This is a genomic window from Pseudanabaena sp. SR411 (assembly GCF_002251945.1).
Taxonomy (GTDB): domain Bacteria; phylum Cyanobacteriota; class Cyanobacteriia; order Pseudanabaenales; family Pseudanabaenaceae; genus Pseudanabaena.
In genome coordinates this window covers 1-25,353 of the sequence record NZ_NDHW01000169.1, presented here as the reverse complement: position 1 = coordinate 25,353, position 25,353 = coordinate 1, and the positions used below count along the sequence as shown (strand labels likewise).

Sequence of the window (25,353 nt, the reverse complement as noted above, 5' to 3'; positions counted from 1 at the left end):
TGGCGTAGCCATTTTGCGTTTTGGTATAAGTAGCCCTGCACTCAAGTGCGGGCTAAAAGCTAAAACCCGTTGAAACGGGTTAATTGAAAGTATTCTGTAGTCCACTTCAGTGGACTTGAGCTTTTAGCCAAGAACTTGAGTTCTTGGCTAATTTGCTGCGAAATAGAGCATAAATTAATTGACCGAAAATTTCACACTGAAACAACTACCCATACCAATCTGACTGCTAACTGTAATATTGCCGCCATGACTTTGAGCGATCGCCTTAGCAATGGCTAATCCCAAACCAGATCCACCAGCCCGCCAAGTTCGCGCCCGATCTGCTCGCCAAAAGCGCTCAAAAATATGCAGTAAATCTTCAGGGGTAATGCCTAAGCCTGTGTCGGTAATGGCAACGCTCACCAAGCGATCGCGTTGCTGTAAATCAACTGTGATTTTGCCGCCGCTGGGGGTGTAGGCGATCGCATTTTCGAGCAAATTAATAAACAGTCGCCGTAATTGCGAAGCTTCACCACGAATAGCGATCACCTCAAGACTAACTTGCAAATTCATCTCTTTGGCAATTATTTGTGGTTCCAGAAATTCCAGTAAATCTTCTAATAATTCATCAAGGGGAATGAGTAATAGATTGGCGGTGCGATCACCAGAATTTTCTAGATTTGCGTTATCAACTCTAGCCAAAAACAACAAATCCTCAACTAAATGGGTCATCTGCTCCGTTGCTTGGGCGATCGCGGACAATTTTTTAACATCTGCTTGATGAATGCGCTCAGGATGACTCTGGATCACATCTACGGAGGTCTTAATCGCGGTTAATGGACTGCGTAACTCATGGGAAGCATCGGCGGTAAACTGCCGCATCTGTTCATAATTGCGCTCAATTGGTTGTAAGGCTTGCCATGCTAGCCACCAACCACCAGCGCCACTAAGGGCGATCGCCAGTAATCCACCCCAACCTAATCCCCATAGTAATCTTTCCAATTCTTCTTCAAGTTCTTCACTAGATTCACTGACGCGCACATAACCAATTAATACTTTTTCTGAAGTAGGTATCACCAAATATTTTGCTGAATCTTCTTGTTTATCTTTGTCATGATCTTCAGAGTCTTTCTTTTGCTCCTTGTCATTTTCTTTAGAATGCTTCTTATGGTATTTTTCGGCAAATTCAGAAAATATCGTCTCTGATAGAGAACCTTCAAGATAAATAGGAACAATTAGCGATCGCAGATCGTGATGTTTTTCTAATTGTTGAACCTTGGCGACTTGTGAAGCTTGAGCGATCGGCTCAAAAGGTAGACTTGGTAATTTTTGACTACCTGCCTTTGCCAACAACTTTCCATCCACATCAAACCACTCGACAGTTTGTTGGCTCTGTTGCAGATCTTGCCAAGGAATATCCAGATCACCGTCATTATCAAAGATGCGATCGCTTTGAACTAGATTCTGCACTAAATTTGGATTAGATTTCAGCTTCGGTAAACTGTGGGAAGCAGCATTAGCAAGGGTGGCAATTTGGCGATCAAATTTGCTGTAGAGATTGTTCGCCAAATACTGATAAACAAAGATGATCGTAATCCCCAAAACCGTAGACATTACGCCCAAGTAACTTACTAGCAAGCGCAAATGCAATGCATGAAATGGATGTTTAATCCAGCGCTTACCCATTTTAAAAATGCTTGAGCCGATATCCCAACCCATAAATCGTCTCGATTAAATCTACTTTTGCCTCTGCTTGTTTCAGTTTTTGACGCAAGCTTCTGATATGCACTTTAACAGTTTCTTCGTTAGGCGGTTCTGCGAATGACCATAAATGCTCCAGAATTTCGGCTTTGCTAAAGGTGCGATCGCTATGGCGCAATAGCAATTCTAGAAGTCGATATTCCTTGGGAGTTAGATGCAATAATCTCCCTGCATAGGTGACTTCATAGGTATTCGGATTAAGTTGTAATTGCTCCCATTCCAACAACATCGTAATGCTGGAACTACCCCGCCGTAATAGCGCTCTAATCCTTGCCAATAATTCTTTCAAATCAAAGGGCTTTACCACATAGTCATCAGCCCCCACATCTAAACTCATCACCTTATCGTTACTAGTATCTCGCGCCGTCAGCATCAAAATCGGCATCGTATAACCCTTTTGACGCACCCTTTGGCAAAGACTAATCCCATCGAGTTGGGGTAACATCACATCCAAAACCAAAAGCTCATAGGGAAATGCTTGCACAAACTCCCAGCCAATCTCCCCATCGATCGCCACATCGACCACATAATGACAATCGGTTAGAGCCTCAGTGAGGGCTGCGGCAATGCGATCGTCATCTTCAACCAACAAAATTTTCACAAATATATTTTGCTTACAAAGGACTGAATAGGTAAGGATGGGCGGTGCTTTGCGCCGCCTATCCTTACACCAAAACACAAAATAGCTATGCCATTTTGTGTTTTTAAAACCCTTACTGGGTTTGGTTTTTAATTGACAAAAGTGTGACCACACTTTTGTCAATTGGTATTACGAATACAAAGGAAAGAAAGAGCTAGTCTCTTTCTTTCCTTTGTAAACTCATGCTAAATAGATCGGCTAGAATATAACAAAACTACACATTCGCAGGAGTTTTATGGATACCATCGACTTAGAAAAGCTTTTTCAACGAGGCTACTATGTCACCCTCGGTGCAACATCATCATTACTTGAGGTAATCCAAGACCCCACCAAACGCGAAGAAAATCTCAGAAGATTTGGTCGCAGTTTTGATGAGATTACTCAAGAGCTTGCTGAAAAGGGTGTAACGACTGAGGCTGAGGCTCGTAGCTATGTAGACAAGTTTATCGCGCAACAGGTAAACGGCTCATCTACCACTACTTCGGAATCGGCAGGTTTAACTACTGTCACCACAACGGCTAAAACTGTTGAGGACAATGCAACGGATAGTATGTCTGAGCAGTCTAATCAATCAGTAAAGGCAAGTATGCGTGATGAGATAAAAGAACTTACAGAACAGCTAGCAGGATTGCGTTCAGAACTAGAGAAGTTACGCTCAAACTAAAAAGGAAGAGGTGCTATAGCGCCTCTTCCTTTTTTATCTAAAAGATCTACAGCACAAAAAATTAATGGAGCAAAGCAGGGTAACCACGGGTTGCCCCTACTGCATAATTTTAGCCCTGTAGAGTCTGTATTCCATTGCCAGCAACAAACCTCGGACACCTTAGAAATTCCTTCCACGTAACATGAGTAAATCAAAGTCAGCGCTTTGCGCTGACTTTGATTTTTGGGTTGATTACTCATCCGTTCAAGCTTAAGATGCGTATATATAGTAACGATGCTTATTTACTCTCGCTATGAAACTCTCCGAGCAACCCGATGTAGAAATACTGCAAGCTTGGCGATCGGGAAACAGTCAAGCTTTTGGCATCTTCTACGATCGCTATGGTGAGTTGGTCTATCGCTTATCATTAAGGATCTTAGGTAGCCCCCAAGAAGCGGAAGATCTGACCCAAGAGATATTTATTTTGCTCAGTCGGAATAGTACCTACGACAGTAAGCGAGGTTCGATCACCACTTTTTTGTCAGTCTTGACCCGATCGCGAGCAATTGATCGTATCCGTAAAACGCGATCGCAACAACAGCATCTCCAAAAATGGGAACAGAGCATTTCTTCAGAACATGACATCAGAAACTCATCACTCATGGAAAATGCGTCACTTACTGAACGTTCAGAAAAAGTAAAATTAGCCCTAGCCAAGTTGCCTGAGAAACATCGCCAAGTATTAGAAATGGCATATTTTGATGGACTCAGCCAAACTGAAATTGCTAAAGCTCTAGATACTCCTTTGGGAACGGTAAAGTCTTGGGCGAGAAGTGGATTGATTCGATTGAGAGAAAGTTTGCAGGATGCTTTGGAGTGATTATTATGACAACACCACAAAATAAATATCCCCGTGAATGGGAAGAATTATTAGCAGGATATGTTTTAGGGGATCTCGAACCTGAAGAAGTAACCGAGATGCATCAACTGATTGCGGAGCATCCTGAAATAGTTACAGAAATTGATCATTTACAAGAAACATTAGCGATGCTTCCACTTGGCTTAAGTGAAACGCATCCAGCGAGTAGCCTACGCGATCGCATTGCGGCGGCAGTTATTCCAACTAATGTTGAGTCTCTATTAGCAGAGCCTTTAGATTCATCTATAGATTCTGTAATCGCTCCTTTAGCATCAACCAAGCGATCGCCTCGTCGCAAAAATCTTTGGAAATTAGCCACAATTGGTTTAAGTAGTATTGGGGCGATCGCTCTAATTACCCTTGGGTTTGACAATTACCAAATGCGCCAACAAATTGCGACTAATCAAATAGAGTTACAAAAACATCGCCAAACCATTGCTATGTTGCAAGGTGCGGACAATCGGATGATCTCTCTTAAAGGCATGGGAGCAATTCCTGCGGCAACTGGAAGTGTGATGATTGCGCCTACAGAAAAAACTGCGATGATCAGCATTCAGAATCTGAGGCAAATTCCCCAAGAAAATAGTTATCGACTTTGGGCGATCGTTGATGGCAAAAAGGTTGATTGCGCTCAGTTCCGTCCTGATGAACAAGGTAAAGTCTTTATGAAAGTGCCATTAGGTAGCGCTCTTAAGCAGTCTACGACATTAATTATTACGATTGAGCCAAACAAAGATATGCCCGAACCAACTGGGGAAATGGTAATGAAAGGGGAAGTTTAGCTACTTATATTGCTCAGGATATGCAAACAGATTTATCAAGTGATATAGCAATGTAAGTTTTGCTTAGAACATAAAACCCAAAAGATGAGTGGCGGCGCTTCGCGCCGCCACTCATCTTTTGGGTTTTGATTTGTCCTAGCTATCTCTTACTTTGCTATACTTAACAGCAAAGTATCACTTGATAATTATAAAAATTTGAGAACATTCTAAACGATCGCAATTTTAAGGCGTAGTCGTTACAGTCAACACTTGCGGAGGTGTAGCATCCGCAGGATAGAGAAAGTCAAACTGAACAACACGGCGATCGCTTGGTGGCATAGTTAAGGTCACCAAAGACTTACCACGCTCACCACGACGCATCATCAGATGTACATAGCGCGTTTGTGCCAAGCCCCTATCATCGCGAAATCTCACTCTTACCGAACCACGAAAAAATACATCATCAGGGAGTGGTTCAAAAAATTGCAACCCACCAACGGGCTTATCGTATTTGATCGGATTTTGGAATGAGAGAACGACAGTTTGGGTTTCACTGGTGGGGTTATGCAGAGGCATTGTCAAATTGTACTGCACGCCATAATTACCGTGAGCAGAATGGGCTGTGTCAGGATAGCGAACCTTTAGAGGAGCAGTTTGTACTTGGTTGGTTCCCATCGTGCCATATTGCAATAGACTCAACCCGTAGGAATAGGATTCGCCACGTTTGGGAATGGCTAGATCATTGCTATCTTGATCGGTCAAATTCCCAAACCATTGGGAACCCATCTGCACACCAGCCACACGGCTATACTCAAATCTTCCTTCCGTCAAATCAGGTGGCGTAGGCACGACATCGCGAGGTTTAGCTAATTCTCCTTTTTTGAGAATCTCTTCCCATTCTGCAAGATTAGGAGCGCGTTCAGTTCCATCCGCATTAAGACGCGCATAGAGGGCCAGCGTCGCCACATAAACTTTGCCATCACTGCGTAACCTCGATAATCCTGATCGCCCATTTAAGGGTGGCTCTAATTCCTTTACAGGAATCGGCACATTCATTAACATGCGGCTTTCCTTTGGTGGAATCACAATCTGAGCAGGGAAAATATCCTGACGACGACCGCGCAAAATATCGAGCATGGCGCGATCGCCAGGTCCACGATACACTTCGCCATTGTTATTTAAGGAGTAGTTAGGTGCATCGTAGAAGGGGGCATCGGGCTGACTGAGATAGCTGGCTCCTTGCAATATATCGATCTTTACAGGTTGATCGGTGGGATTATAGGCGATCGCGCCAATATACAAAGTCCTTAAGTCTTCTGGTGGTGGGGCTTTGGAAATATGGTGCGTAAATAAATCGAAGCGTCCTTGAAAGGGAAAGTTTAAATGTGCTTTAGGATGCGCCATTCCTTCAGGTGGAAAAGCTGACAGCAGAATTCCTTCTGTTTGCACAATCTCAGGACTGTTGCTATTAAACATTGGTACATCGTCAAGTTGACCCATAAGCGGGCGCATTTCTTGACGATCTAGAACAATTTGGCGTTGGCTGGTAGCTTGAGCAACTTTATTAGTGACAGTAGGGCTGTTTACGGAGTTTGGCGGAGACAAAACTGGTGTAATCGGAGTTAATAACGACATTAAAAAAGCTGTCAACATAGGCTTGTAGCATCCAAAGATTGAAGCAAGTTTATCTAATAATCGCGATTATAACTAGCGTCCAGCAGTAATTGCCATCATAAAAGCATCAGTAGTGGCAAGAGAGGCGATCGCAATGCCAATTCCTTGTGAGATCATCGCTTTTCGCAAAAAAACTGTGCGTTCAGCCTTATAGGTTTGTAAATCCTCAATTTGCTGCATCCATGTGGTGGTAATTGCAGTTTGCAATCTTTCATTTTTTTGCATCAACACTTCAGGAGAAAGCCCTGTGGCTGAGACTTTGCGAGGATATAGTCCCAAAACGGCAAAGGCGATCGCGATCGCTAGAGCCACACATGCTGAAAGTTTGAGACTCAAATAGATAAAGTATAGGTTTTCCTGATCGGGTTTGACATAGATTTGAAAGGTGGAAGTAACCCGCAAACCCAGTAAGAGCAATGCACTAATTTCCATAACCCCTGAGAGTTTTGTCCCTAGCGTATCGACTCCATGTTGAGCTTGCTCTAAGCAAAATTTAGTATATTCGTAAAGAAAACTTTGCTGTTCTTCCATACTTTCGTTGCTTTTACTTTTATTTTTTGTGCGACCAGTTTATACCAAACCACAAAATGGCGTAGCTATTTTGTGGTTTTAAAACCCTTACTGGATTTGGTTTTTAAATCACGAAAGTGTGGCTACACTTTCGTGAATTGGTATTATTTGCGCTCAAACCAAAAGATTTTTTGAAAGTGTTGCAAAGCAACACTTTCAAAAAATCTTTTGGTTTGGTTTTGAAGGGTTTTCAAAGCACAAAATGACTTAGCCGTTTTGAGCTTTGGTATTACGATGGCTTAGCGAGAAGGACCTAAACCAACAGCACCAGCATACACAGCTTGACTGCCAAGTTCTGCTTCAATCCTCAGCAAACGGTTGTACTTAGCAACGCGCTCACTACGGCATAAAGAACCTGTTTTGATTTGCCCTGCGCGAGTAGCGACAGCAAGATCGGCGATGGTAGTGTCTTCGGTTTCGCCAGAACGATGGCTGATCACCGAGCGATAACCATTCTTATCAGCAGTGGCGATCGCTTCTAACGTCTCGGTTAAACTACCAATTTGATTGAGTTTAATCAAAATTGCACTAGCACAACCCTCACGAATACCACGCTCTAGGCGGGTCTTGTTGGTTACAAACAAATCATCACCCACCAACTGAGTATTGGTGAGTTGATCGGTCATAGCTTTCCAGCTAGCCCATTGATCTTCCTCTAGTCCATCTTCGATTGAGACGATGGGATATTTGGAGATTAGACCTTCGTAATAGTTGACAAACTCTTGAGGAGTGAGAGACTTGCCGTCGATCACATAGTTGCCATCTTTGAATAGCTCATTAGAGGCTACGTCTAGCGCCAAAGCAACTTGCTCACCTGGTTTGTAACCTGCTTTGGTGATTGCGTCGATCAGCAACTCTAGAGCCGCTTGGTTAGATTCAAGGTTAGGAGCAAATCCACCTTCATCACCCACAGCAGTTGACAAGCCTTTTTCATGGAGGATCGAGCTAAGCGCTGCGAATACTTCTGCACCGTAGCGCAATGCTTCTTTAAAAGTTGGTGCGCCTACAGGCACGATCATGAATTCTTGGATATCAACGTTGTTATCTGCATGAGCGCCACCGTTGATAACGTTCATCATGGGGACTGGAAGAACATTCGACAGGGGTGAGCCTAGATAGCGATATAGGGGTTGCCCGATCGCGGCGGAAGCCGCTTTGGCTGTCGCAAGAGAAACTGCCAAGATGGCATTTGCGCCAATTTCAGATTTGTTGGGCGTGCCATCCCGTTTGATCATGATCCGATCAACAAGTTCTTGATTGAGGGCATCTACTCCTTTCAATTCGGGTAGTAGCTTTTCAGTAATGTTGCGAACTGCGATCAAAACCCCTTTACCGCCGTAGCGTTTTTTATCTCCATCCCGCAACTCATGGGCTTCAAAACTACCTGTAGATGCGCCACTGGGGACTTGAGCAAGACCGACTGCTCCATTTGCTAATTTAACTTCCGCTTCAACGGTTGGTTTGCCACGCGAATCGAGGATTTCTCGTGCTGCGATCGCAATGATTTCTGTGCCTTTAGTCACTTTAAGCAATTCCTTTGATGATTAAGTAAAGCTAGTCGCAACAATCTTACAGTTTTGCGTTGTCCCATTTCTCAAATGTTAGGTCTTCATCAAAAAAATTGACAAAATTCACTTTTTGATGTTCTTTATAGCTCCAAACCAAAAGAGAGTTGCGGGGCAACTCTCTTTTGGTTTTTATAGCTGCTGTCGCTTGTGTTAGGACAAAATCAAAATCCAAGAATAGAATGGCTGCGCGAAGCGCAGCCATTCTATTCTTGGATAACTCTAACTGCGTTCTATCAATACTTGTTTTAAACGCATGGGATCGCCTTGATCAATAACTTTGCCACGCTCTAATAAAAATGCGCCATCAGCATAATCCAACTCATTTAATCGATGCGTAACCCATAGAGCCGTGAGATTTTTTTGTTTAACTAATTCGCGCACTGAGGCAACTAGATCGGTTTGGTTTTCGCCATCTAATAAGGCAGTGGGTTCGTCTAGTAATAAAACTTCCGCATGACGTGCGATCGCCCCCGCGATCGCCACCCGTTGCTTTTGACCACCACTGAGAGCATAAATGGGGCGGCGGAGCATTTGCTCCAGATTAACCGCGCTCAGGGATTCTTTGACTCGATGCAAAGTTTCTATGTAGGAAAGGTTTTCGGATGCTAAGCCAAAGGCAATATCCGCACCGACCGTTGGCATTACTAATTGATGATCGGGATTTTGAAATACAAAACCAATACGAGAAACAATCTCAATATCGCCAGAACTTGGTTTGAGCAACCCTGCTAGGAGTCTAAGCAAAGTCGATTTGCCACTGCCGTTAGTACCCAACAGCATCCAAAATTCCCCTTTTGGCACAGATAAGGCGCAGCGATCGAGGACGGTTTCGCCTGAAGCCCATGCAAAGCTAAGATCGCGAACACTGATGGCGGTGGTTACAGATTGATCGGTGGGCATTGTTAATAGCAGGTATGTACTTGTACAAAAAATTACTCAAACCCTTAGAGTTGCGCCCCGCAGGGGCGCAACTCTAAGGATTAGCCACGGATAAAGCCTGCACCCATATTCGCAGAAGCCCCTGACTTCTCAGAAACCTGCACAGCCGAGATTTCGCTAGTCAGTACCGAGACTTTTTTGCCTTCTTGTTTTTCGCAGGTTAATTCCAAGATTTTGGTGTTACCGTCAGCGATCGCATTAGCGATTTCACGATAAAGCGCCTCAGCATTTTCTTGCTCCTTGCGCTGTACAGACAAAGCGATCGGATTATTTTTGAGGGTGATTTCAACTGTATACATCAGCATTGATTCGGTTGTCCTGCCTAGAAATGAAAGGTAGATAGAGTCGTTACAAGGTTTAGCGCAGATGCATTAGTGATTTGCATACCTGTTTATTACCTTCAGTATGCCATTAATTGCTGTAAGGATTTTCACAGCCGTCTGTGGTGAAAATCCTTAAATTAGTTTCATAATAAGAATTGACACAATATTTAAAATTTACTTTTCCCTCAAAAGTAATCAGTAAGTACCTCGCTGAATTAGCTGCACTTATGATCGTAAAAGGTTTAGAACTACCCAACTGGGAAAATATTAAACGGGAGTGGCGTGATGCCGACCCTTTACTACTAATTTTCCCAATCCTATTGATGATTCTCGGTGGCGTTGCCATTTATAGTTCAGACTTTCGTGCTCAGCGCACCGAATGGTGGCAGCATTGGGTAACAGGAGCGGTGGGGCTGGTTGCCATGTTTGCGATCGCCCGTTTTCATTATGATCAACTATTGAGGTTGCACTGGGTCACCTATGCAATTACCAATATCTCTCTGGTTTTGGTAATGATTATTGGGACAACGGCGCTTGGTGCAGAACGCTGGATTACGATCGGTGGGTTTAATATTCAGCCTTCAGAATTTGCCAAGGTCGGTATTATTATTTCCCTAGCTGCGGTGATGCACGATCGCCCGATCCAGAATCCAATCGATGCTTTTAAAGTAGCTTGGGTGACCGTACCGCCTTGGGTATTAATTTTTTTACAACCGAACCTTGGTACGTCTTTGGTCTTTGCTGCGATTACGATTGGGATGCTCTATTGGGCTGGTGCAAGTCTGGGGTGGCTGGTACTCATATTTTCGCCAATTATATCGGCAATGCTATTTTCACTTTATTTACCCGCTTGGATTGTTTGGGTAATCCTGATGGGTGTAGCAGCGTGGGTATCATTACCTTGGTTTCGGATTGTCAGCACGGTGATTGCGGTGGTGGTCAATTTGGTGTCTGGACAAGCAGGGATTTTATTGTGGAATATTCTCCATGATTATCAAAAAAAGCGCCTATTGCTATTTATCGATCCGAATCAAGATCCTCTCGGTGCTGGCTATCACGTCATCCAGTCCAAAATTGCGATCGGTGCTGGTCAACTCTTAGGTCAGGGATGGCTCAAGGGTACACAAACGCAGTTAAATTTTATTCCTGAACAACATACTGACTTCATTTTTTCGGCGATCGGTGAAGAGTTTGGCTTTGCTGGTTGTCTCTGTGTTTTGTTGTTGTTTTTGGGAGTTTGTTGGCGCTTGTTGGTGGTTGCGGTAAATGCACGCGATAACTTTGGTTCGCTTTTGGCGATCGGAGTATTTTCTTTCATCTTATTTCAAACCTTTGTCAATATCGGCATGAATATTAATGTTGCACCCGTCACAGGAATTCCTTTGCCTTGGCTCAGCTATGGGCGCTCAGCCCTAATTGCTAATTTTATGGCGATCGGTTTGGTGGAGTCTGTAGCAGCCCATCGACGCACAATCAAGTTTTAAAAAATTAAAGGAGGCGCTTAGCGCCTCCTTTAATTTTTAGGGTTTATGATAGCTATAAAAAATTTGGATGATTATGCCGACACAAATACAAGATTATCGATCGCCTAAAGTCACCGTTATCGGTGCGGGCAATGTCGGCGGTATGCTCGCACAGCGTATTGCCAAACAAAATTTGGCGGATGTGGTGTTATGCGATATTGTCCAAGGAAAACCACAGGGAATTGCCCTCGATCTTGCCCAAGCCCATACGATTTCCAATCACGATCGCCAAATTATCGGCACTAACGACTATAACGACACCAAAGACTCGGATGTGATCGTGATCACCGCAGGCTTGCCACGCAAAGAGGGGATGAGTCGCAATGATCTCCTCAGAATTAATGCATCAATTATCAAGGATGTGGTGCAGAAGGCGATCGCTCTATCTCCCCATGCAATTTTGCTCATTATCACCAACCCTCTAGATGTGATGACCTATCTCGCATGGCAAGTAAGTGGTTTACCGCCACAAAGGGTAATTGGGATGGCAGGAGTTTTAGATGCCGCCAGATTTCAAACTTTTATTGCCATGGAATTAGGGATTTCCACTGCGGATATATACACCACTGTTTTGGGTGGACATGGGGATTTGATGCTTCCCTTACCACGACTATCGACGGTAAATGGTATCCCAATTACAGAACTATTGTCAGAGGAAGCGATCGCTAGACTCGTAGAGCGAACTCGCAATGGTGGAGCCGAAATTGTCAAGCTACTCCAAAATGGAAGTGCCTATTTTGCGCCATCAGCCGCCGCCTATGTAATGGTGGAAGGAATTATTAGCGATCGGCATCGAATTTTTCCTGCGGCGGCTCATCTTACTGGTGAATATGGATTAAAGGATATATTCATGGGTGTACCCGTGCAGTTAGGGCGACAAGGTGTGGAAAAAGTAATTGAACTTCAACTTACAGGCGATGAACTTGCTGCTCTCCATGCATCAGCATCATCTATCCAAGAAAATATCAAGCTCTTATAAGGAATGAAAATTAATTAAAACCAAAATTTGTTGTGGCGGGCTTCGCCCGCCACAACAAATTTTGGTTTTAATTGCACAAGTTAATTAATTTTCATTCCTAAGTAGTAAATAGGCATAATTAATTACTAACCCAAACCCGTAAAATTGCGCTCCGTAGGAGCGCAATTTTACGGGTTTGGGTAATTTATTTTGCACAAAAATTTAACTAATCACTATCGCTAATTAAGTCAGTACATAAAATCCAAAAACAAAGTTTTGGCGCTTTGCACCAAAACTTTGTTTTTGGATTTTAACTTTATAACTAAAGAAGTTTTCATGAATTAACGATCGCTGTATCATGTAGAGAAATGCTACTTAAAATTTAATTTCATCTCGACCACCATGACCAATGCTGAAGCAATTCTTGCAGGCAGATATCAAATTGTAAAACCGCTGGGTGGTGGTGGTTTTGGGCAGACATTTTTAGCACGGGATTTACAACTGCCAAATCAGCCTACTTGCGTTGTTAAGCAGCTCAAACTTCAATTGCTTAAACCTCAAGAACTAGCGATCGCCAAACGACTATTTGAGAGTGAAGCAAAGACTTTGCATGACTTGGGAATTCACGATCAGATTCCAAGGCTGTTCGCTCACTTTGAGCAAAATGGTGAATTTTATCTAGTGCAGGAGTTTATCGAAGGTCAAACCTTGGAGTCTGAGATTGGTGAGGGAAAACAATGGCAACAAGCAAAATTGATTTCTAGTTTGTACGATATTTTGCAAGTTCTCGCTTTTGTCCATAGCTGCCAAGTGATTCATCGAGATATTAAACCTGCTAACTTGATCCGTCGTCGCAGCGATCGCAAAATCGTCCTAATTGACTTTGGTGCAGTCAAAGCGCTGAACCCAGATTCTTTAGAACACTTTATGCAAGATGAAAACCAGACTCGTAGTGTTGTGGTTGGCTCATTAGTGTATATGCCAAATGAGCAATTAGCAGGTCAGCCAAAATTTTGTAGTGATGTCTATGCACTAGGGATAATGTGCCTACAGGCTTTCACAGGGCTTTCCTTTAGAGAATTGCCCAAGGATCAGCAAACCAATGAATATAGTTGTGCCTTAGCGGGTGCTCAGGTCAACATTAAAATGAATTCAGGGCTAGCAGCCATCATTGACAAAATGGTGCGGTATGACTATCGCCAAAGATATCATGATGCGACAGAGGCTCTGTTAGCTTTAGATAATCTTCTTCGCAATGCCAAGGCAGCAACAACTATTTCTAGCCCTCCACCAAAACAACAACTTCAACTAGAAGAACCTGAGGGGCAAATAGAATTAGGTTCTCGTTTTTACATTCAGCGACCTCCAATTGAAAAGGACTGTCTGGAAACCATGCTGCGGGCGGGATCACTAATTCGGATTAAAGCTCCTCGACAAATGGGAAAGTCTTCTTTACTATCACGTACTCTAGCCTATGCCAAATATAAGGGATATCAAGTTGCACATCTATACTTTCAGCAAGCGGATAGCGATATATTTGATGATCTAGATTTGTTTCTGCAATGGTTTTGCGCCAGTATTGCATCAGAACTAGATCTAGAGGACAATTTAGATCAGTATTGGCAAGGAGTTTTAGGCAGCAAAAACAAATGCACTAAATATTTTCAGCGTTATTTACTCACAGCGAAGGAATCTCCTTTAGTCTTGGGGCTAGATGAAGTAGATTTAATCTTTCAATATCCTAAAATTGCCTCGGACTTTTTTGGTTTGCTAAGAGCTTGGCATGAGAAGGCAAAGAATGAAGATGTTTGGAAAAAGTTAAGATTAGTGATTGTTCATTCTAAGGAAGTCTATATTCCTTTGAATATCAATCAGTCCCCGTTTAATGTCGGATTACCGATCGAATTACCTGAATTGAACCTGTCACAAATTACTGATTTAGTCCAGAGACATCACCTAGATTGGCAACAGGAGCAGGTAAAACAATTGCTAATACTCACTGGTGGTCATCCCTATCTAGTTAGGCAAGCTCTATATCAAATAGCAAGAGGGCGCATAAATTGGGAAAATTTGTTACAACTAGCCCCCACCGAAGAAGGGATTTATGGCGATCATCTTCGTCGTCAACTTGGCTACTTAAAAGAAGATCCTGAACTGCTTGAAGCATACAGAGAATTGGTGGCAAGCGCTCGCCCATTGCAGTTAGATAGCCAAATAGCCTTTAAGTTGCGAAGTATTGGTTTAGTAAAGCTAGTGGGAAATCAGGTGATTCCTATGTGTAAATTGTATTATCAATATTTTCAACAAAATTTTCGACAAACTACGGGCAAACCCTAGAAGAAGATATTTTCAACCTTCTTCTTCTGAGTTTTATATTTTGCGTAAGGTGAACGATGCTTGCCGAAAGAACTACAAATTATCTATATCAGGTTGGTGGCAGTCTATCTGTTGATGCACCTACCTATGTAGCACGGCAAGCTGATAATGATCTCTATGAAAGTTTGAAAGACGGTGAATTTTGTTACGTTCTTAATTCACGGCAGATGGGTAAGTCGAGCTTGCGAGTTCGCACCATGAAACGACTGCAAGAAGAAAACTTCACCTGTGCCGCGATCGATATTACGGCGATCGGTACATCTGATATTACGCCAGAGCAGTGGTATGCGGGGCTAATTGATAGCATTATCAGTAGTTTAGATTTGTATGATTCCTTTGATTTGGAAGAGTGGTGGGAACGGAACCGATTACTATCTCCAGTGCAGCGATTTGGGAAGTTTCTTGATGAAGGATTACTCAAAAAAATATCTTCACCCATAATTCTATTTGTGGATGAAATTGATAGTATTCTCAGTTTAAATTTTGCTGTTGATGATTTCTTTGCCCTGATTCGAGAATTATTTAATCGTCGCGCCGATCGCATTGCCTATAATCGCTTGACCTTTGCGTTATTTGGAGTGGCGACACCTGCGGATCTAATCCGCGATAAACAACGTACTCCGTTTAACATTGGTCGCGCGATCGAACTCAGGGGCTTTCAGTTAAAAGAAGCAAAACCCCTGATGCGCGGCTTATTAACAAAATCGCAAAATCCCGTTGCTGTTCTCAAAGCGATTCTAGCCTATACGGGTGGACAACCATTTCTCACCCAAAAACTTTGTCAAATCATTTTGACCTCTTCCGAGGCGATTCCTCTCAATCATGAACTTGTATGGGTGAATAATTTAGTGCGATCGCGCCTAGTTGAAAACTGGGAAATACAGGATCAACCTGAACACTTTAAAACAATTCGTGATCGCATTCTTTGGAGCAGTGAAAATCGTCAAGGTAAATTGCTCGGCTTATACCAGCAAATTTTGAAATCTGAGCCATCTTTACACAAGCTTGAATGTGGAATTATTGCCGATGATAGTCCTGAACAAACCGAGCTAAGAATTACAGGGCTAGTTGTTAAACGAGAAGGAAGACTGAGGGTCTACAACCCCATTTATGCTGCAATTTTTAATCAAAACTGGGTAAACCAAGCCCTCGCAAATTTACGCCCCTATGGTGAAGCATTCAAAGCTTGGATGGATTCGGACTATCAAGATGATTCACGATTGTTACGTGGACAAGCTTTACAAGATGCTTTGGCATGGTCAGCAGATAAAAATTTAAGCAATCATGACTACCAATTCTTTTCGGCAAGTCAAGAACTAGAAAAGCGGGAAGTGGAAGTGGCTCTCTTTGCTCAAGCTGAGGCAAATCAGATTCTATCAGCAGCTAAACGACGATTAGAGAAAACCTTAGATGCAGAGCAGGAAGCAAAGATTCGCTTGGTGGAAATGCAGCAGAAGTTGCAGGCGAGTTTAATGCAGGCTGAAGTTGTTCTCAAAAGTGCTTCGGCAAAGGCAACATTTATCCTCAATCAGCAATTTGAAGCGCTGATCGAGTCCATGCAAGCGGGCAAACAGTTACAGGTATTAGAAGCAGCTACAGGCGAAAGAGCAAGTCTTCGTATGCATGGACTGAGCGCCCTTCACCAAGCCGTTTACAATGTCCGTGAATATAATCACCTTGCAGGGCATCTGGATATTGTTACCTGTATTGCAATTCAAGCAAACGACCATCTGATCGCGTCAGGCAGCAGCGATCGCACCATTAAAATTTGGGATACTAAGGGTCACCTCAAACAAACTCTAAGTGGACATGCGAATTGGGTTACTAGTCTGAGTTTTAGTAATACTGGACAATATCTAGTGTCGGCTAGCCGTGACGGTACGCTTAGACTCTGGAAAATGGATCGATATACAAAATTGTATATTGACCAACCGATCCAAATCTTGAAGGATCATCAAGCGCCAGTCTTAGCCGTGAGGTTTAGTCCTACTGATGCCATATTTGCATCCTGTGGTGAAGATGCCAAAGTTCGATTATGGCGCAATGATGGTACTCCATTTAACACCTTTACTGGGGGACATCATAAATGGATAACTTGTCTTTGTTTCAGCCCCGATGGTGAGCGGATTATCACGGGTAGTGCCGATCGCACATTAATTGTCTGGAATATCAACGGCACTCCGATCAAAACTTTTAAAGACCATGATAGTTTTATCGAAGATATTGATATCTCTCCATCAGGTCGGATTATTGCTTCCGCAACCCGTGGTCGGACTGTTAATCTCTGGAATATGGAAGGAAATTTGCTCGCTACCTTGGAAGGACATACTGATAAAGTTTTGGGCGTACGCTTCCATCCTAGTGGTAAATCCCTCGCATCAGTTAGTAGCGATCGCACGGTTAGAATTTGGGATCTAAAAGGCAATATATTAAAAACTTTATATGGACATAAAGGTGGTGTTCATAGTATTAGCTTTAACGCCAATGGCAGTACGATGATCACGGGTAGTCAAGATACCATGCTCAAATTTTGGCGGACTAATGGTAACTCACTAACCTATTTAGTTGGGCATAAAGATGAGGTGAACTGCCTTGCTTTTAGTGCTGACAACCAGTTTATTGCCTCAGCAAGTAGTGACTTTACCATCAAAATTTGGCTAGCTAATACTAAATTGATTACATCTCTTGAAGGGCATAAAGAGAGTGTAAATAGTGTTTGTTTTAGTCCAGACAATCGATTTTTAGTATCAGGTAGTAGCGATCGCGCCATCAAAATTTGGAATGCTCAAGGGAACCTATTTAAAAGCATATATAACGAACACGAAGCATCAATCTATAGTATGGCTTACCGTAGTGATGGAGAACTATTTGCTTCGGCTAGTGCTGATTGCACAGTCAAGTTATGGAGTAAAGAGGGGGAATGGATCCATACATTAATCGGTCATGCTAACGCCGTATATCAAGTTTGTTTTAGTCCTGATGGCAATATGCTAGCGACAGCCAGCCAAGATAAAACAGTGAAAATATGGCATTGGGATGGAACATTATTACAAACTTTGAGTGGACATACGGGGGAAGTTTATAGTGTTTGCTTTAGTCCAGACAGTCAGACCGTTGCGAGTAGCAGTAAAGATGGCAGCATTAAGTTCTGGAACCTTGACGGTAAGTTGCTAAGAACTCTAAACGAACATAACGCTGAAGTTAGAAGTGTTTGTTTTAGTCCCGATGGTAATGCCTTAGCGTCGGGCAGTAGCGATCGCACAGTTAAGATATGGAGTCTTGATGGTAAGGAACTCTTAACTCTCCAAGGACATCAATCGCCAGTGAGAAGTGTTTGCTTCAGTCCTGATGGCGAAACGATTGCCTCAGCCAGTGTCAATGGTAAGGTCATTTTATGGGACTTTAATTTGGCGCATCTGATGGAATTGGGCAACACCTGGATTCAAGACTATTTGGAAACCCATGATCTTTGAAACAAAAAAATCGATTTAAAGTCTGCACAAAGTGCAGACTTTAAATCGATTTTTTTGTGGCGAGACTTCGCTTTGCCACAAAAAAGAGTCCTTATACCAAAACATAAAATGGCATAGCCATTTTATGTTTTTAAAACCCTTACTGGGTTTGGTTTTTAATTCCCGAAAGTGTAGCCACACTTTCGGGAATTAGGATTAACCGAGAACCTTACGTGCAGTTGCAACCACGTTATCAACGGTGAAGCCAAACTTTTCATAAACAACTGGACCAGGAGCCGAAGCACCGAAGGTATCCATACCGATGACCGCGCCTTCAAACCCGACATACTTATGCCAGCCAAAGGTGCTACCAGCTTCAACACTGACACGCTTCTTGACAGCAGCAGGAAGTACAGATTCTTTGTACTCATCGGATTGCTCATTGAAGAGTTCTTGAGAGAGGAAAGACACAACACGTACAGCCTTACCTTCACCAGCAAGAATGGCGGCGGCTTTGGTTGCTAGCTCAAGTTCAGAACCAGTAGCCATGATGATCAATTCAGGATTAGGAGCATCAACGACGATGTAACCACCCTTCTTCGCGCCTTCGATGGAAGTACCAGCAAGGTTCTTCACATTCTGACGAGTAAATGCTAGGAAGCTAGGACGCTTACGGTTAGCGATCGCCACTTGGTAAGCCGCTACAGTTTCTTTAGCATCGGCAGGACGCAGAGTTAAAGAGTTAGGAATTACGCGCAAAGAGGCGATCGTTTCCACAGGTTGGTGAGTAGGTCCATCTTCACCAAGCATTACGGAGTCATGGGTGAGGATGTATAGTGCGCCGATTTCTGCAAGAGCCGAGAGACGCATCGCACCACGCATATAGTCAGCAAATACAAGGAAGGTTGCACCATAGGGGATTGTGCCGCCATGTAGTGCCATACCATTGAGGATTGCGCCCATGCCATGCTCACGCACACCAAAGCGGAAGTTACGACCTTCGTAAGAACCATATTGGAAGTCAGCTAGCCCTTTAACATAGGTCATGTTGGAGTGAGCCAAGTCAGCCGAACCGCCCAAGAATTCAGGAAGTACAGGAGACAATGCGTTCAAGCAAGCTTCTGAAAGCAACCGAGTTGAAGTTTCTTTTTCAGCGACTGGCTCAAGGGCTTTTTCCCAACCTTCAGGAAGTTCGCCAGCCATGATCCGTTTGTATTCAGCTGCTTCCGCAGGATAAGCTTTTTCATAGGCAGCAAAGCGTTCATTCCATTCAGCTTCAGCTTTAGCACCCTTGTCGATCGCTTGACGAAAACGAGTAAGTGCATCAGCAGGAACTTCAAAGGGTTCATATTCCCAACCGAGGTTAGCGCGAGTTGCCGCGACTTCATCGCCACCAAGAGCTGCACCGTGAACGCCAGAAGTACCAGCTTTCTTAGGTGAACCGTAACCAATGGTTGTAGTAACAACGATCAAGCTAGGCTTGTCGGTGACAGCCTTAGATTCAGCAATTGCTTTAGCGATCGCATCGAGATCTTCGTTACCATCAGCCACATAGGTGACATGCCAGCCATAAGCTTCGTAGCGCTTGCCGACATCTTCAGTGAAAGCTAAATCGGTGCTGCCATCGATAGAAATGCTGTTGCTGTCATACATCATGATCAGCTTGCCGAGCTTGAGGTGACCACCTAAGGAAGCAGCCTCTGAGGCAATCCCTTCCATGTTGCAACCATCGCCGAGGATGACGTAGGTATAGTGATCAACGATGGTGTGACCAGGTTTGTTGAAGCGTGCGCCCAAATGTGCTTCAGCGATCGCTAAACCAACGGCATTACCAACACCTTGACCAAGAGGCCCAGTGGTAACTTCTACACCTGCAGTTTCAAAGTTTTCAGGATGCCCAGGAGTCGAGCTACCCCATTGACGGAATTGCTTGATATCTTCAATCTTTACGCTGTCATAGCCTGTGAGGTGCAGCAAGGAGTATTGCAACATACAGCCATGTCCTGCCGAGAGGACAAAGCGATCGCGATCGACCCACTTAGGATTTTTAGGATTGAATTTTAAAAACTGATCGAACAGCACAAAAGCCATTGGTGCTGCGCCCATCGGCAGACCGGGGTGACCAGATTTTGCCTTTTCGACCGCATCGATCGATAAAAAGCGGATGGAGTTAATGCAGAGTGTCTCAAGAGTTTGAGGTTTCGAGGGTGCAGCGACCATAGTTACAATTGCTTAAGAAAATTTTTGTACTCAATCAGGTACATTTTCCCTCAAAACTGTCCCATATAATAATAAATTTTAAGATTTGGTATCTTCTGACGCAGATTAAATATTTGGGTCAAATATTTATCTCTCTCAAAAATAATATGGAGATCAAGACTATTAGTCTTGATCTCCATATTATTTTTGGCTAAAACTTATCAAAACTCTTCTTCACGGATATGCCAATTAACGGAAAATACTCCTAACTCTAAAATCAACTGACCGATTATTTTTTCTATTAAGTTGTCATTGCGTCCTTCACTTAATATTTCAGCTTTAATGTTAACTAGACTAAGATTTTCTTCTAAAAGATTGCTGGATAAAGATCTTAGACTCAGTTGAGAGTTGTTAACAGATTGTAGGAGCAGCATACGCATAGATGCTTCACTGTTCACATTGCAGGTGAGCTGACAGAGATAATAGGTTTTAGAATTTTCTTTAGGATTTTTGTCTACCTCAGCATATATATGATTTTGATACGCTGATGAGCGTGACATTAAGTTAGCAAGCACAATTGTTAGAGTTCCCGCAAAGGCTTCTCCCATAAATCCTGCTCCAGTCAAAGCGCCAATCGCGGCCGCACACCATAAGGTCGCTGCTGTATTTAACCCTCTCACTGTTAGTCCGTCTCGCAGAATCACACCACCACCTAAGAATCCAATCCCTGAAACAATCTGGGCCGTGATCCTTGTGGGGCTAGAATCGCTGGGAGTCATGACCGCAATCAGAACAAATAGACAGGCTCCCGTTGAGACTAAGGTATTGGTGGCATTGGTTTGTAGCCCTGCAATGCGCTGTCGCCATTGACGTTCTAATCCCAAAATCGATCCTAGAAAGAAAGCCGCGATTAAGCGAATCACAAAATCTGCTAGGGGCATACTTTACTTTTTATCCCTTTGCTCACTAACGAAATTAGAATATATCGAAATCAAAACAATTGTTACAGCATCTTAAAATCAGAGATTGATGACAATGTAAGTATTAAAATATACACAGTTAGGCATTGAAACCTAACTAAATCTTAAAAATTAAGTTCTCTAGATATTCCTTTGAGGGTGATAGTCATGAACGGTTTAGCACAAAAATTTAGAAGTATGGTGGAATATCTGAGCGATGCGATCGCTAAAATTTTCACTCCTAGCAAAGATGATTTTCCAGCCACTGGCGCACAACCCTACAATGGTGATCCTGCCTCCCATGACGTAAAGTAATTGAGTAAAAAAAAGAAAAGCCTCGCATCGCGAGGCTTTTCTTTTTTTATGGGTTACTGTAAATATTGCTTTTTGGGTATATAGATAATAAGCTACTTGCTGAGTATAAAGGGGTTAAATAGGGGTTAAATATTCATGTTCAAATTTGTATCTGTATTAGTCATTACTATGCTTGCGGTTGGGGTAGGAACTGTACAGGCAGATGTCGATGACTGTATTGATTACATGGTATCGCGAGGTAGTTCAGCACGTGATGCGAGGTTAGCCTGTTCAAAGGCTTCTGAAGATAGCAATAATAAACGTGATTCAGGTCGCTTGACCGAAGCTAGGCAATTTTGCAACTCTGCTCAAAAAGGTAACGGAGAAACACTCCGCTATTCTAATGGGCAAGTGATGACCTACAACGCAGGACGGGAAGGCGCATCTTGGTATTATCCTAATGGCAAAATAATGACCTACAACGCAGGTAGAAGTGGGGCATCTTGGTATTATTCCAATGGTCAAGTACTGACCTATAACGCAGGTACACAAGGCGCAACTTGGTACTACTCTAATGGTCAGGTTGTCACCTATGGCATGAATAGAGATGGAGCAACTTGGTATTATCCCAATGGCAGTGTTATCTCTAACAATAGTCGTTTATCTATACCAGAACAGCAATTGATCTATCCATGCGAACATATTGAGTAATACGCAAAAAATGCCTCAATGATTAATAACTCTGATATCGCCCCACCAAGCTACTGGCAGAGAATTAGCCAATGGTTAAAAGCTAATCTCTTTAATGGTTGGCTTAATAGCATTTTGACCTTAATCTCTGTTTGGTTGCTTTATCAACTGGGGAACGGTATCTGGACTTGGACAACAACGATCGCTCAATGGTCAGTGGTCAGCAATAATTTCCGACTATTTTTAGTAGGACTTTATCCTGTTGAAGAGTTTTGGCGGTTGTGGAGCATCTTAGCGATCGCAGGCACTTTGGCAGGAATCTCATGGGGGCTATGGGGCAGATTTAGTCGGTTTGTGGCAATCTCTATCGGTGCGTTAGCGATCGCCCTTGCAATTTTGCTACCCGTTGATGGCATCTCCAAAATTTTGACTTTAGCAATTAGTGGTGCGATCGCCCTTGGATTTCTGGTCGGGCAGCAATGTAAAAGGTTTACCCAAAGTTCTTTGATTTTGGCAATCACTTGGGTAGCAACTTTACCCATTTCTCTATGGCTGATTGGTGGCAATCTGGGACTAACAGCCGTGGATGTGAATGTTTGGAATGGGCTAGTTTTAACCTTGATCGTGGCGATCTCAGGGATTGTATTTTCTTTCCCATTGGGAGTTTTGCTAGCTTTAGGAAGACAGAGTACCTTGCCCTTAATTAAATGGTTCTGTGTCTTCTATATTGAAATTGTGCGGGGATTGCCGCTTATTGGCATTCTATTTATGGCGCAAGTAATGCTGCCCTTATTTTTACCCGCAGGTTTAGAGATAGATCGCGTTTTGAGAGCGATTGCCGCCTTTGTATTTTTCAGTGCCGCCTATCTTGCGGAAAATGTGCGTGGTGGCTTGCAGTCAATTCCTAAAGGGCAAGCAGAAGCCGCTAGAGCCTTGGGATTAAATATTCCCTTAACGATTACTTTAATTGTTTTACCTCAAGCTCTCAAAGCTTCGATACCTGCGATTGTTGGTCAATTCATTGGATTATTTAAAGATACTTCACTAGTGGCGATCGTCGGTCTAGTCGATTTGATGGGTGTGTCTCGTACCGTCTTATCACAACCAGAATTTATTGGTCGCTATGCCGAAGTGTATCTATTTGTGGCTTTAATCTATTGGATGTTCTGCTTCTCCCTGTCTCAAGCTAGTCAGAAATTAGAGAAAAAGCTGCAAAACTGAAGAGTTCTAATTTGCCAAAATTTTCAGTTTTGGTTTTAGTTACAACGCTTTGCGCTATAACTAAAACCAAATAGTTCTTGATTACCTATGCCCGAATTGATCGAACCTGAATTGATCGAATCCGAATTGATCGACAATGTAGCATTTCAGCAACGCCCCACATGGGACGAATACTTTATGCTGTTGACTAAACTTGCCGCCATGCGATCGACCTGTCTGGCTTTTCCTGTGGGAGCCGTGATTGTCAAAAATAAGCAGGTACTTGCTACGGGCTACAATGGCTCACCTTCAGGCTCAGTGCATTGCACTACCCAAGGTTATTGCTATCCAGAGATGAGTAATTGCACCGTGAACAAAGACTTTCCCTCAAGGGCTGTTCATGCTGAAGCCAATGCGATCGCCCAAGCTGCAAAACATGGGATCTCTACCGATGGCGCGAGTATTTATGTCACTTTAGAACCATGTATTTCTTGTTTGAAACTAGTGGTGTCGGCAGGTATTCGCGAAGTTTTTTATGAGACGACTTTTAATAAAGGCAATAATGCAGCGCTGTGCCAATCCTTTGTAGATGAGGGATTAGTAACGCTTAAGCAAATTCACATCTCAACATCTGTTCTACAAAGAGCGAATTTATTTCTCAATTCCCCAACTTCTGAATTGCGTTTGTTTTCTTAATGAGAAGCTAATGAAACCTCAAATCGCCAAAAAAACTGCTGTAGCTGAGTTATTCGCTAAAGCGATCACCACTCCATGCATTGCGATGGGATTGCTGATAGGTTGTAATAATACAGGCGATCTTATCAAGGACTCAAATAGCCAAAAACTAGGAGGAACTTGGGAATTTAAAAATCAAAATGGAGTTAAAACTGGTACAGCAATTTTTGAGACTCAAAATGATATTGACGGTAATATTTACATTCTGTCTAATGATGTGTCTTCGAGCGATTTGTCTTTAGGGAAAACAGCGATCGCAGGTACTTTTAAAGCCAACTTCAGCCAAACTCCCCAGCAACTTGATCTTACATTTGGGGATCTCACTACCCAAACGATCTATGAAATCAATAATGATGGACAATTAAGAATAGCTAATTCTGTTCCCGATCAGCCTCGTCCCACAGCACTAGATTCCCACCCCCAACAGCTAACCAAAATTTCGGATAGCACAACTATTCCTAGTGATGTCAAAATCCTGCGATCACCTGATTTAATCGCCACATCAGCTTTAATCCGTGAGGCAGAGAGTAAGTCATCCATTCGGGCAATCATGCGATCGCAGCAGCAAATATTCCAAGCGCAAGGACAATTCTCGGCAGATATCAATCAATTAAAATCGGGATTATCACTGAATTCAGAGTTCTATAGTTACAAAGTTACGAATTTGGGAAATCTAGTGCAGAATAGTGCGGTTCCTTTGAAGGATGGATTAAAAGCTTATACGGGAATTGTCTATGCGATCGCTAGTGATGACAGTAATCAAAAAGCCACAAAATTGCTTCTGTGTGAAAGCAATATTCCCACTAAACAAATCCCAACTAAACCTCAAAATCAAGATGAAGGCTATAAATGTCCAAATGCTTATACTTCAATCAATCCATAGGCACAATCCATAAACAAAAAGGAACGCAAAGCGTTCCTTTTTGTTTATGGATTAATGTTACGTGGAAAGAATTTTTGCGATGGCAGAGGGATGGGGCAAGCACGGGGGATTGCCCCATCCCTCTACAGGGGTTGCCCAAGGGCGCTACCCCTACATCTAATAACTGATGTTACGTGGAAGTTTCTAAGCCCCCCACCCCTAGCCCCTCTCCCAAAGCAGGGCTATTTCAAGAAAGAGCTAGAGAGATTTTAAGAAAGTAAAGACAAGATAGCAGGTAAATTATGTGCAAAATAGTCAATAGCACCTT

22 protein-coding genes are annotated in these 25,353 nt (G+C 43.0%); 12 read left to right on the top strand and 10 right to left on the bottom strand.

Annotation, left to right across the window (positions count from 1 at the left end; translation table 11 throughout):
• Positions 1–174: 174 nt before the first annotated feature.
• Both B9G53_RS17335 and B9G53_RS17330 read right to left on the bottom strand, forming a co-directional pair.
• Complete coding sequence (locus B9G53_RS17335; protein WP_217901615.1) at positions 175–1,698, bottom strand: cell wall metabolism sensor histidine kinase WalK; 1,524 nt, start codon at positions 1,696–1,698, stop codon at positions 175–177.
• Positions 1,667–2,341: a response regulator transcription factor gene (locus B9G53_RS17330; RefSeq protein ID WP_094534512.1), complete on the bottom strand. Its 675-nt coding sequence runs from the start codon at positions 2,339–2,341 to the stop codon at positions 1,667–1,669. The genes B9G53_RS17335 and B9G53_RS17330 overlap by 32 nt, the downstream gene beginning before the upstream one ends.
• Before the next feature lie 274 nt (positions 2,342–2,615).
• Here B9G53_RS17330 and B9G53_RS17325 point away from each other — a divergent pair, with 274 nt between their 5' ends.
• The 3 genes from B9G53_RS17325 (at position 2,616) to B9G53_RS17315 (ending at position 4,724) form a co-directional block, all read left to right on the top strand.
• Positions 2,616–3,044: a hypothetical protein gene (locus B9G53_RS17325; protein ID WP_094534510.1), complete on the top strand. Its 429-nt coding sequence runs from the start codon at positions 2,616–2,618 to the stop codon at positions 3,042–3,044.
• Between the two features lie 292 nt (positions 3,045–3,336).
• Positions 3,337–3,903, top strand: coding sequence for a sigma-70 family RNA polymerase sigma factor (locus B9G53_RS17320; RefSeq protein ID WP_094534508.1), 567 nt, complete (start codon positions 3,337–3,339; stop codon positions 3,901–3,903).
• Between the two features lie 5 nt (positions 3,904–3,908).
• Complete coding sequence (locus B9G53_RS17315; RefSeq protein WP_094534506.1) at positions 3,909–4,724, top strand: anti-sigma factor; 816 nt, start codon at positions 3,909–3,911, stop codon at positions 4,722–4,724.
• 222 nt (positions 4,725–4,946) lie between these two features.
• On the opposite strand, the gene B9G53_RS17310 is transcribed toward B9G53_RS17315, so the two are convergent.
• From B9G53_RS17310 to B9G53_RS17285, 6 genes are all read right to left on the bottom strand, one after another.
• Positions 4,947–6,356: a DUF3370 domain-containing protein gene (locus tag B9G53_RS17310; RefSeq protein WP_094534504.1), complete on the bottom strand. Its 1,410-nt coding sequence runs from the start codon at positions 6,354–6,356 to the stop codon at positions 4,947–4,949.
• 54 nt (positions 6,357–6,410) lie between these two features.
• Positions 6,411–6,908 carry a hypothetical protein gene (locus B9G53_RS17305; protein WP_094534502.1) on the bottom strand — a complete coding sequence of 166 codons (498 nt, stop codon included), beginning with the start codon at positions 6,906–6,908 and terminating at the stop codon, positions 6,411–6,413.
• Positions 6,909–7,186: 278 nt separating this feature from the next.
• Positions 7,187–8,470, bottom strand: coding sequence for a phosphopyruvate hydratase (gene eno / locus B9G53_RS17300; protein ID WP_094534500.1), 1,284 nt, complete (start codon positions 8,468–8,470; stop codon positions 7,187–7,189).
• 46 nt (positions 8,471–8,516) lie between these two features.
• Positions 8,517–8,717, bottom strand: a complete 201-nt coding sequence (locus B9G53_RS17295; protein ID WP_094534498.1) for a hypothetical protein — start codon at positions 8,715–8,717, stop codon at positions 8,517–8,519.
• Positions 8,718–8,734: 17 nt separating this feature from the next.
• Positions 8,735–9,415 (bottom strand): energy-coupling factor ABC transporter ATP-binding protein, encoded by a 681-nt coding sequence (locus B9G53_RS17290; protein WP_094534496.1) that lies wholly within the window; start codon positions 9,413–9,415, stop codon positions 8,735–8,737.
• Between the two features lie 80 nt (positions 9,416–9,495).
• Positions 9,496–9,753 (bottom strand): DUF3107 family protein, encoded by a 258-nt coding sequence (locus B9G53_RS17285; RefSeq protein ID WP_094534518.1) that lies wholly within the window; start codon positions 9,751–9,753, stop codon positions 9,496–9,498.
• A gap of 251 nt (positions 9,754–10,004) precedes the next feature.
• Here B9G53_RS17285 and rodA point away from each other — a divergent pair, with 251 nt between their 5' ends.
• From rodA to B9G53_RS17265, 4 genes are all read left to right on the top strand, one after another.
• Positions 10,005–11,261 carry a rod shape-determining protein RodA gene (gene rodA, locus B9G53_RS17280; RefSeq protein ID WP_094534516.1) on the top strand — a complete coding sequence of 419 codons (1,257 nt, stop codon included), beginning with the start codon at positions 10,005–10,007 and terminating at the stop codon, positions 11,259–11,261.
• 73 nt (positions 11,262–11,334) lie between these two features.
• Positions 11,335–12,279, top strand: coding sequence for a malate dehydrogenase (gene mdh / locus B9G53_RS17275; RefSeq protein WP_094534514.1), 945 nt, complete (start codon positions 11,335–11,337; stop codon positions 12,277–12,279).
• 381 nt (positions 12,280–12,660) lie between these two features.
• Positions 12,661–14,595 carry an AAA-like domain-containing protein gene (locus B9G53_RS17270; protein WP_094534494.1) on the top strand — a complete coding sequence of 645 codons (1,935 nt, stop codon included), beginning with the start codon at positions 12,661–12,663 and terminating at the stop codon, positions 14,593–14,595.
• Between the two features lie 56 nt (positions 14,596–14,651).
• Positions 14,652–18,107: an AAA-like domain-containing protein gene (locus tag B9G53_RS17265; RefSeq protein ID WP_094534492.1), complete on the top strand. Its 3,456-nt coding sequence runs from the start codon at positions 14,652–14,654 to the stop codon at positions 18,105–18,107.
• A gap of 195 nt (positions 18,108–18,302) precedes the next feature.
• On the opposite strand, the gene tkt is transcribed toward B9G53_RS17265, so the two are convergent.
• Positions 18,303–20,306, bottom strand: coding sequence for a transketolase (gene tkt / locus B9G53_RS17260; RefSeq protein ID WP_094534490.1), 2,004 nt, complete (start codon positions 20,304–20,306; stop codon positions 18,303–18,305).
• Positions 20,307–20,506: 200 nt separating this feature from the next.
• Complete coding sequence (locus B9G53_RS17255; protein WP_094534488.1) at positions 20,507–21,226, bottom strand: MgtC/SapB family protein; 720 nt, start codon at positions 21,224–21,226, stop codon at positions 20,507–20,509.
• Between the two features lie 186 nt (positions 21,227–21,412).
• Between B9G53_RS17255 and B9G53_RS27515 the strand changes: the two genes are divergently transcribed.
• From B9G53_RS27515 to B9G53_RS17235, 5 genes are all read left to right on the top strand, one after another.
• Positions 21,413–21,559, top strand: a complete 147-nt coding sequence (locus B9G53_RS27515) for a hypothetical protein (protein ID WP_176453258.1) — start codon at positions 21,413–21,415, stop codon at positions 21,557–21,559.
• 135 nt (positions 21,560–21,694) lie between these two features.
• Complete coding sequence (locus B9G53_RS17250) at positions 21,695–22,249, top strand: hypothetical protein (protein ID WP_094534486.1); 555 nt, start codon at positions 21,695–21,697, stop codon at positions 22,247–22,249.
• An 18-nt stretch (positions 22,250–22,267) separates the two neighbouring features.
• Entirely contained in the window at positions 22,268–23,449 is a 1,182-nt protein-coding gene (locus B9G53_RS17245; RefSeq protein ID WP_094534484.1) for an amino acid ABC transporter permease, read from the top strand.
• Between the two features lie 87 nt (positions 23,450–23,536).
• The gene (locus B9G53_RS17240; protein WP_094534482.1) at positions 23,537–24,124 is read left to right on the top strand and encodes a dCMP deaminase family protein; all 588 of its coding nucleotides are present in this window, start codon (positions 23,537–23,539) and stop codon (positions 24,122–24,124) included.
• 10 nt (positions 24,125–24,134) lie between these two features.
• Positions 24,135–25,046 carry a type IV pilin-like G/H family protein gene (locus tag B9G53_RS17235; protein ID WP_094534480.1) on the top strand — a complete coding sequence of 304 codons (912 nt, stop codon included), beginning with the start codon at positions 24,135–24,137 and terminating at the stop codon, positions 25,044–25,046.
• The last annotated feature ends 307 nt before the right edge of the window (positions 25,047–25,353 follow it).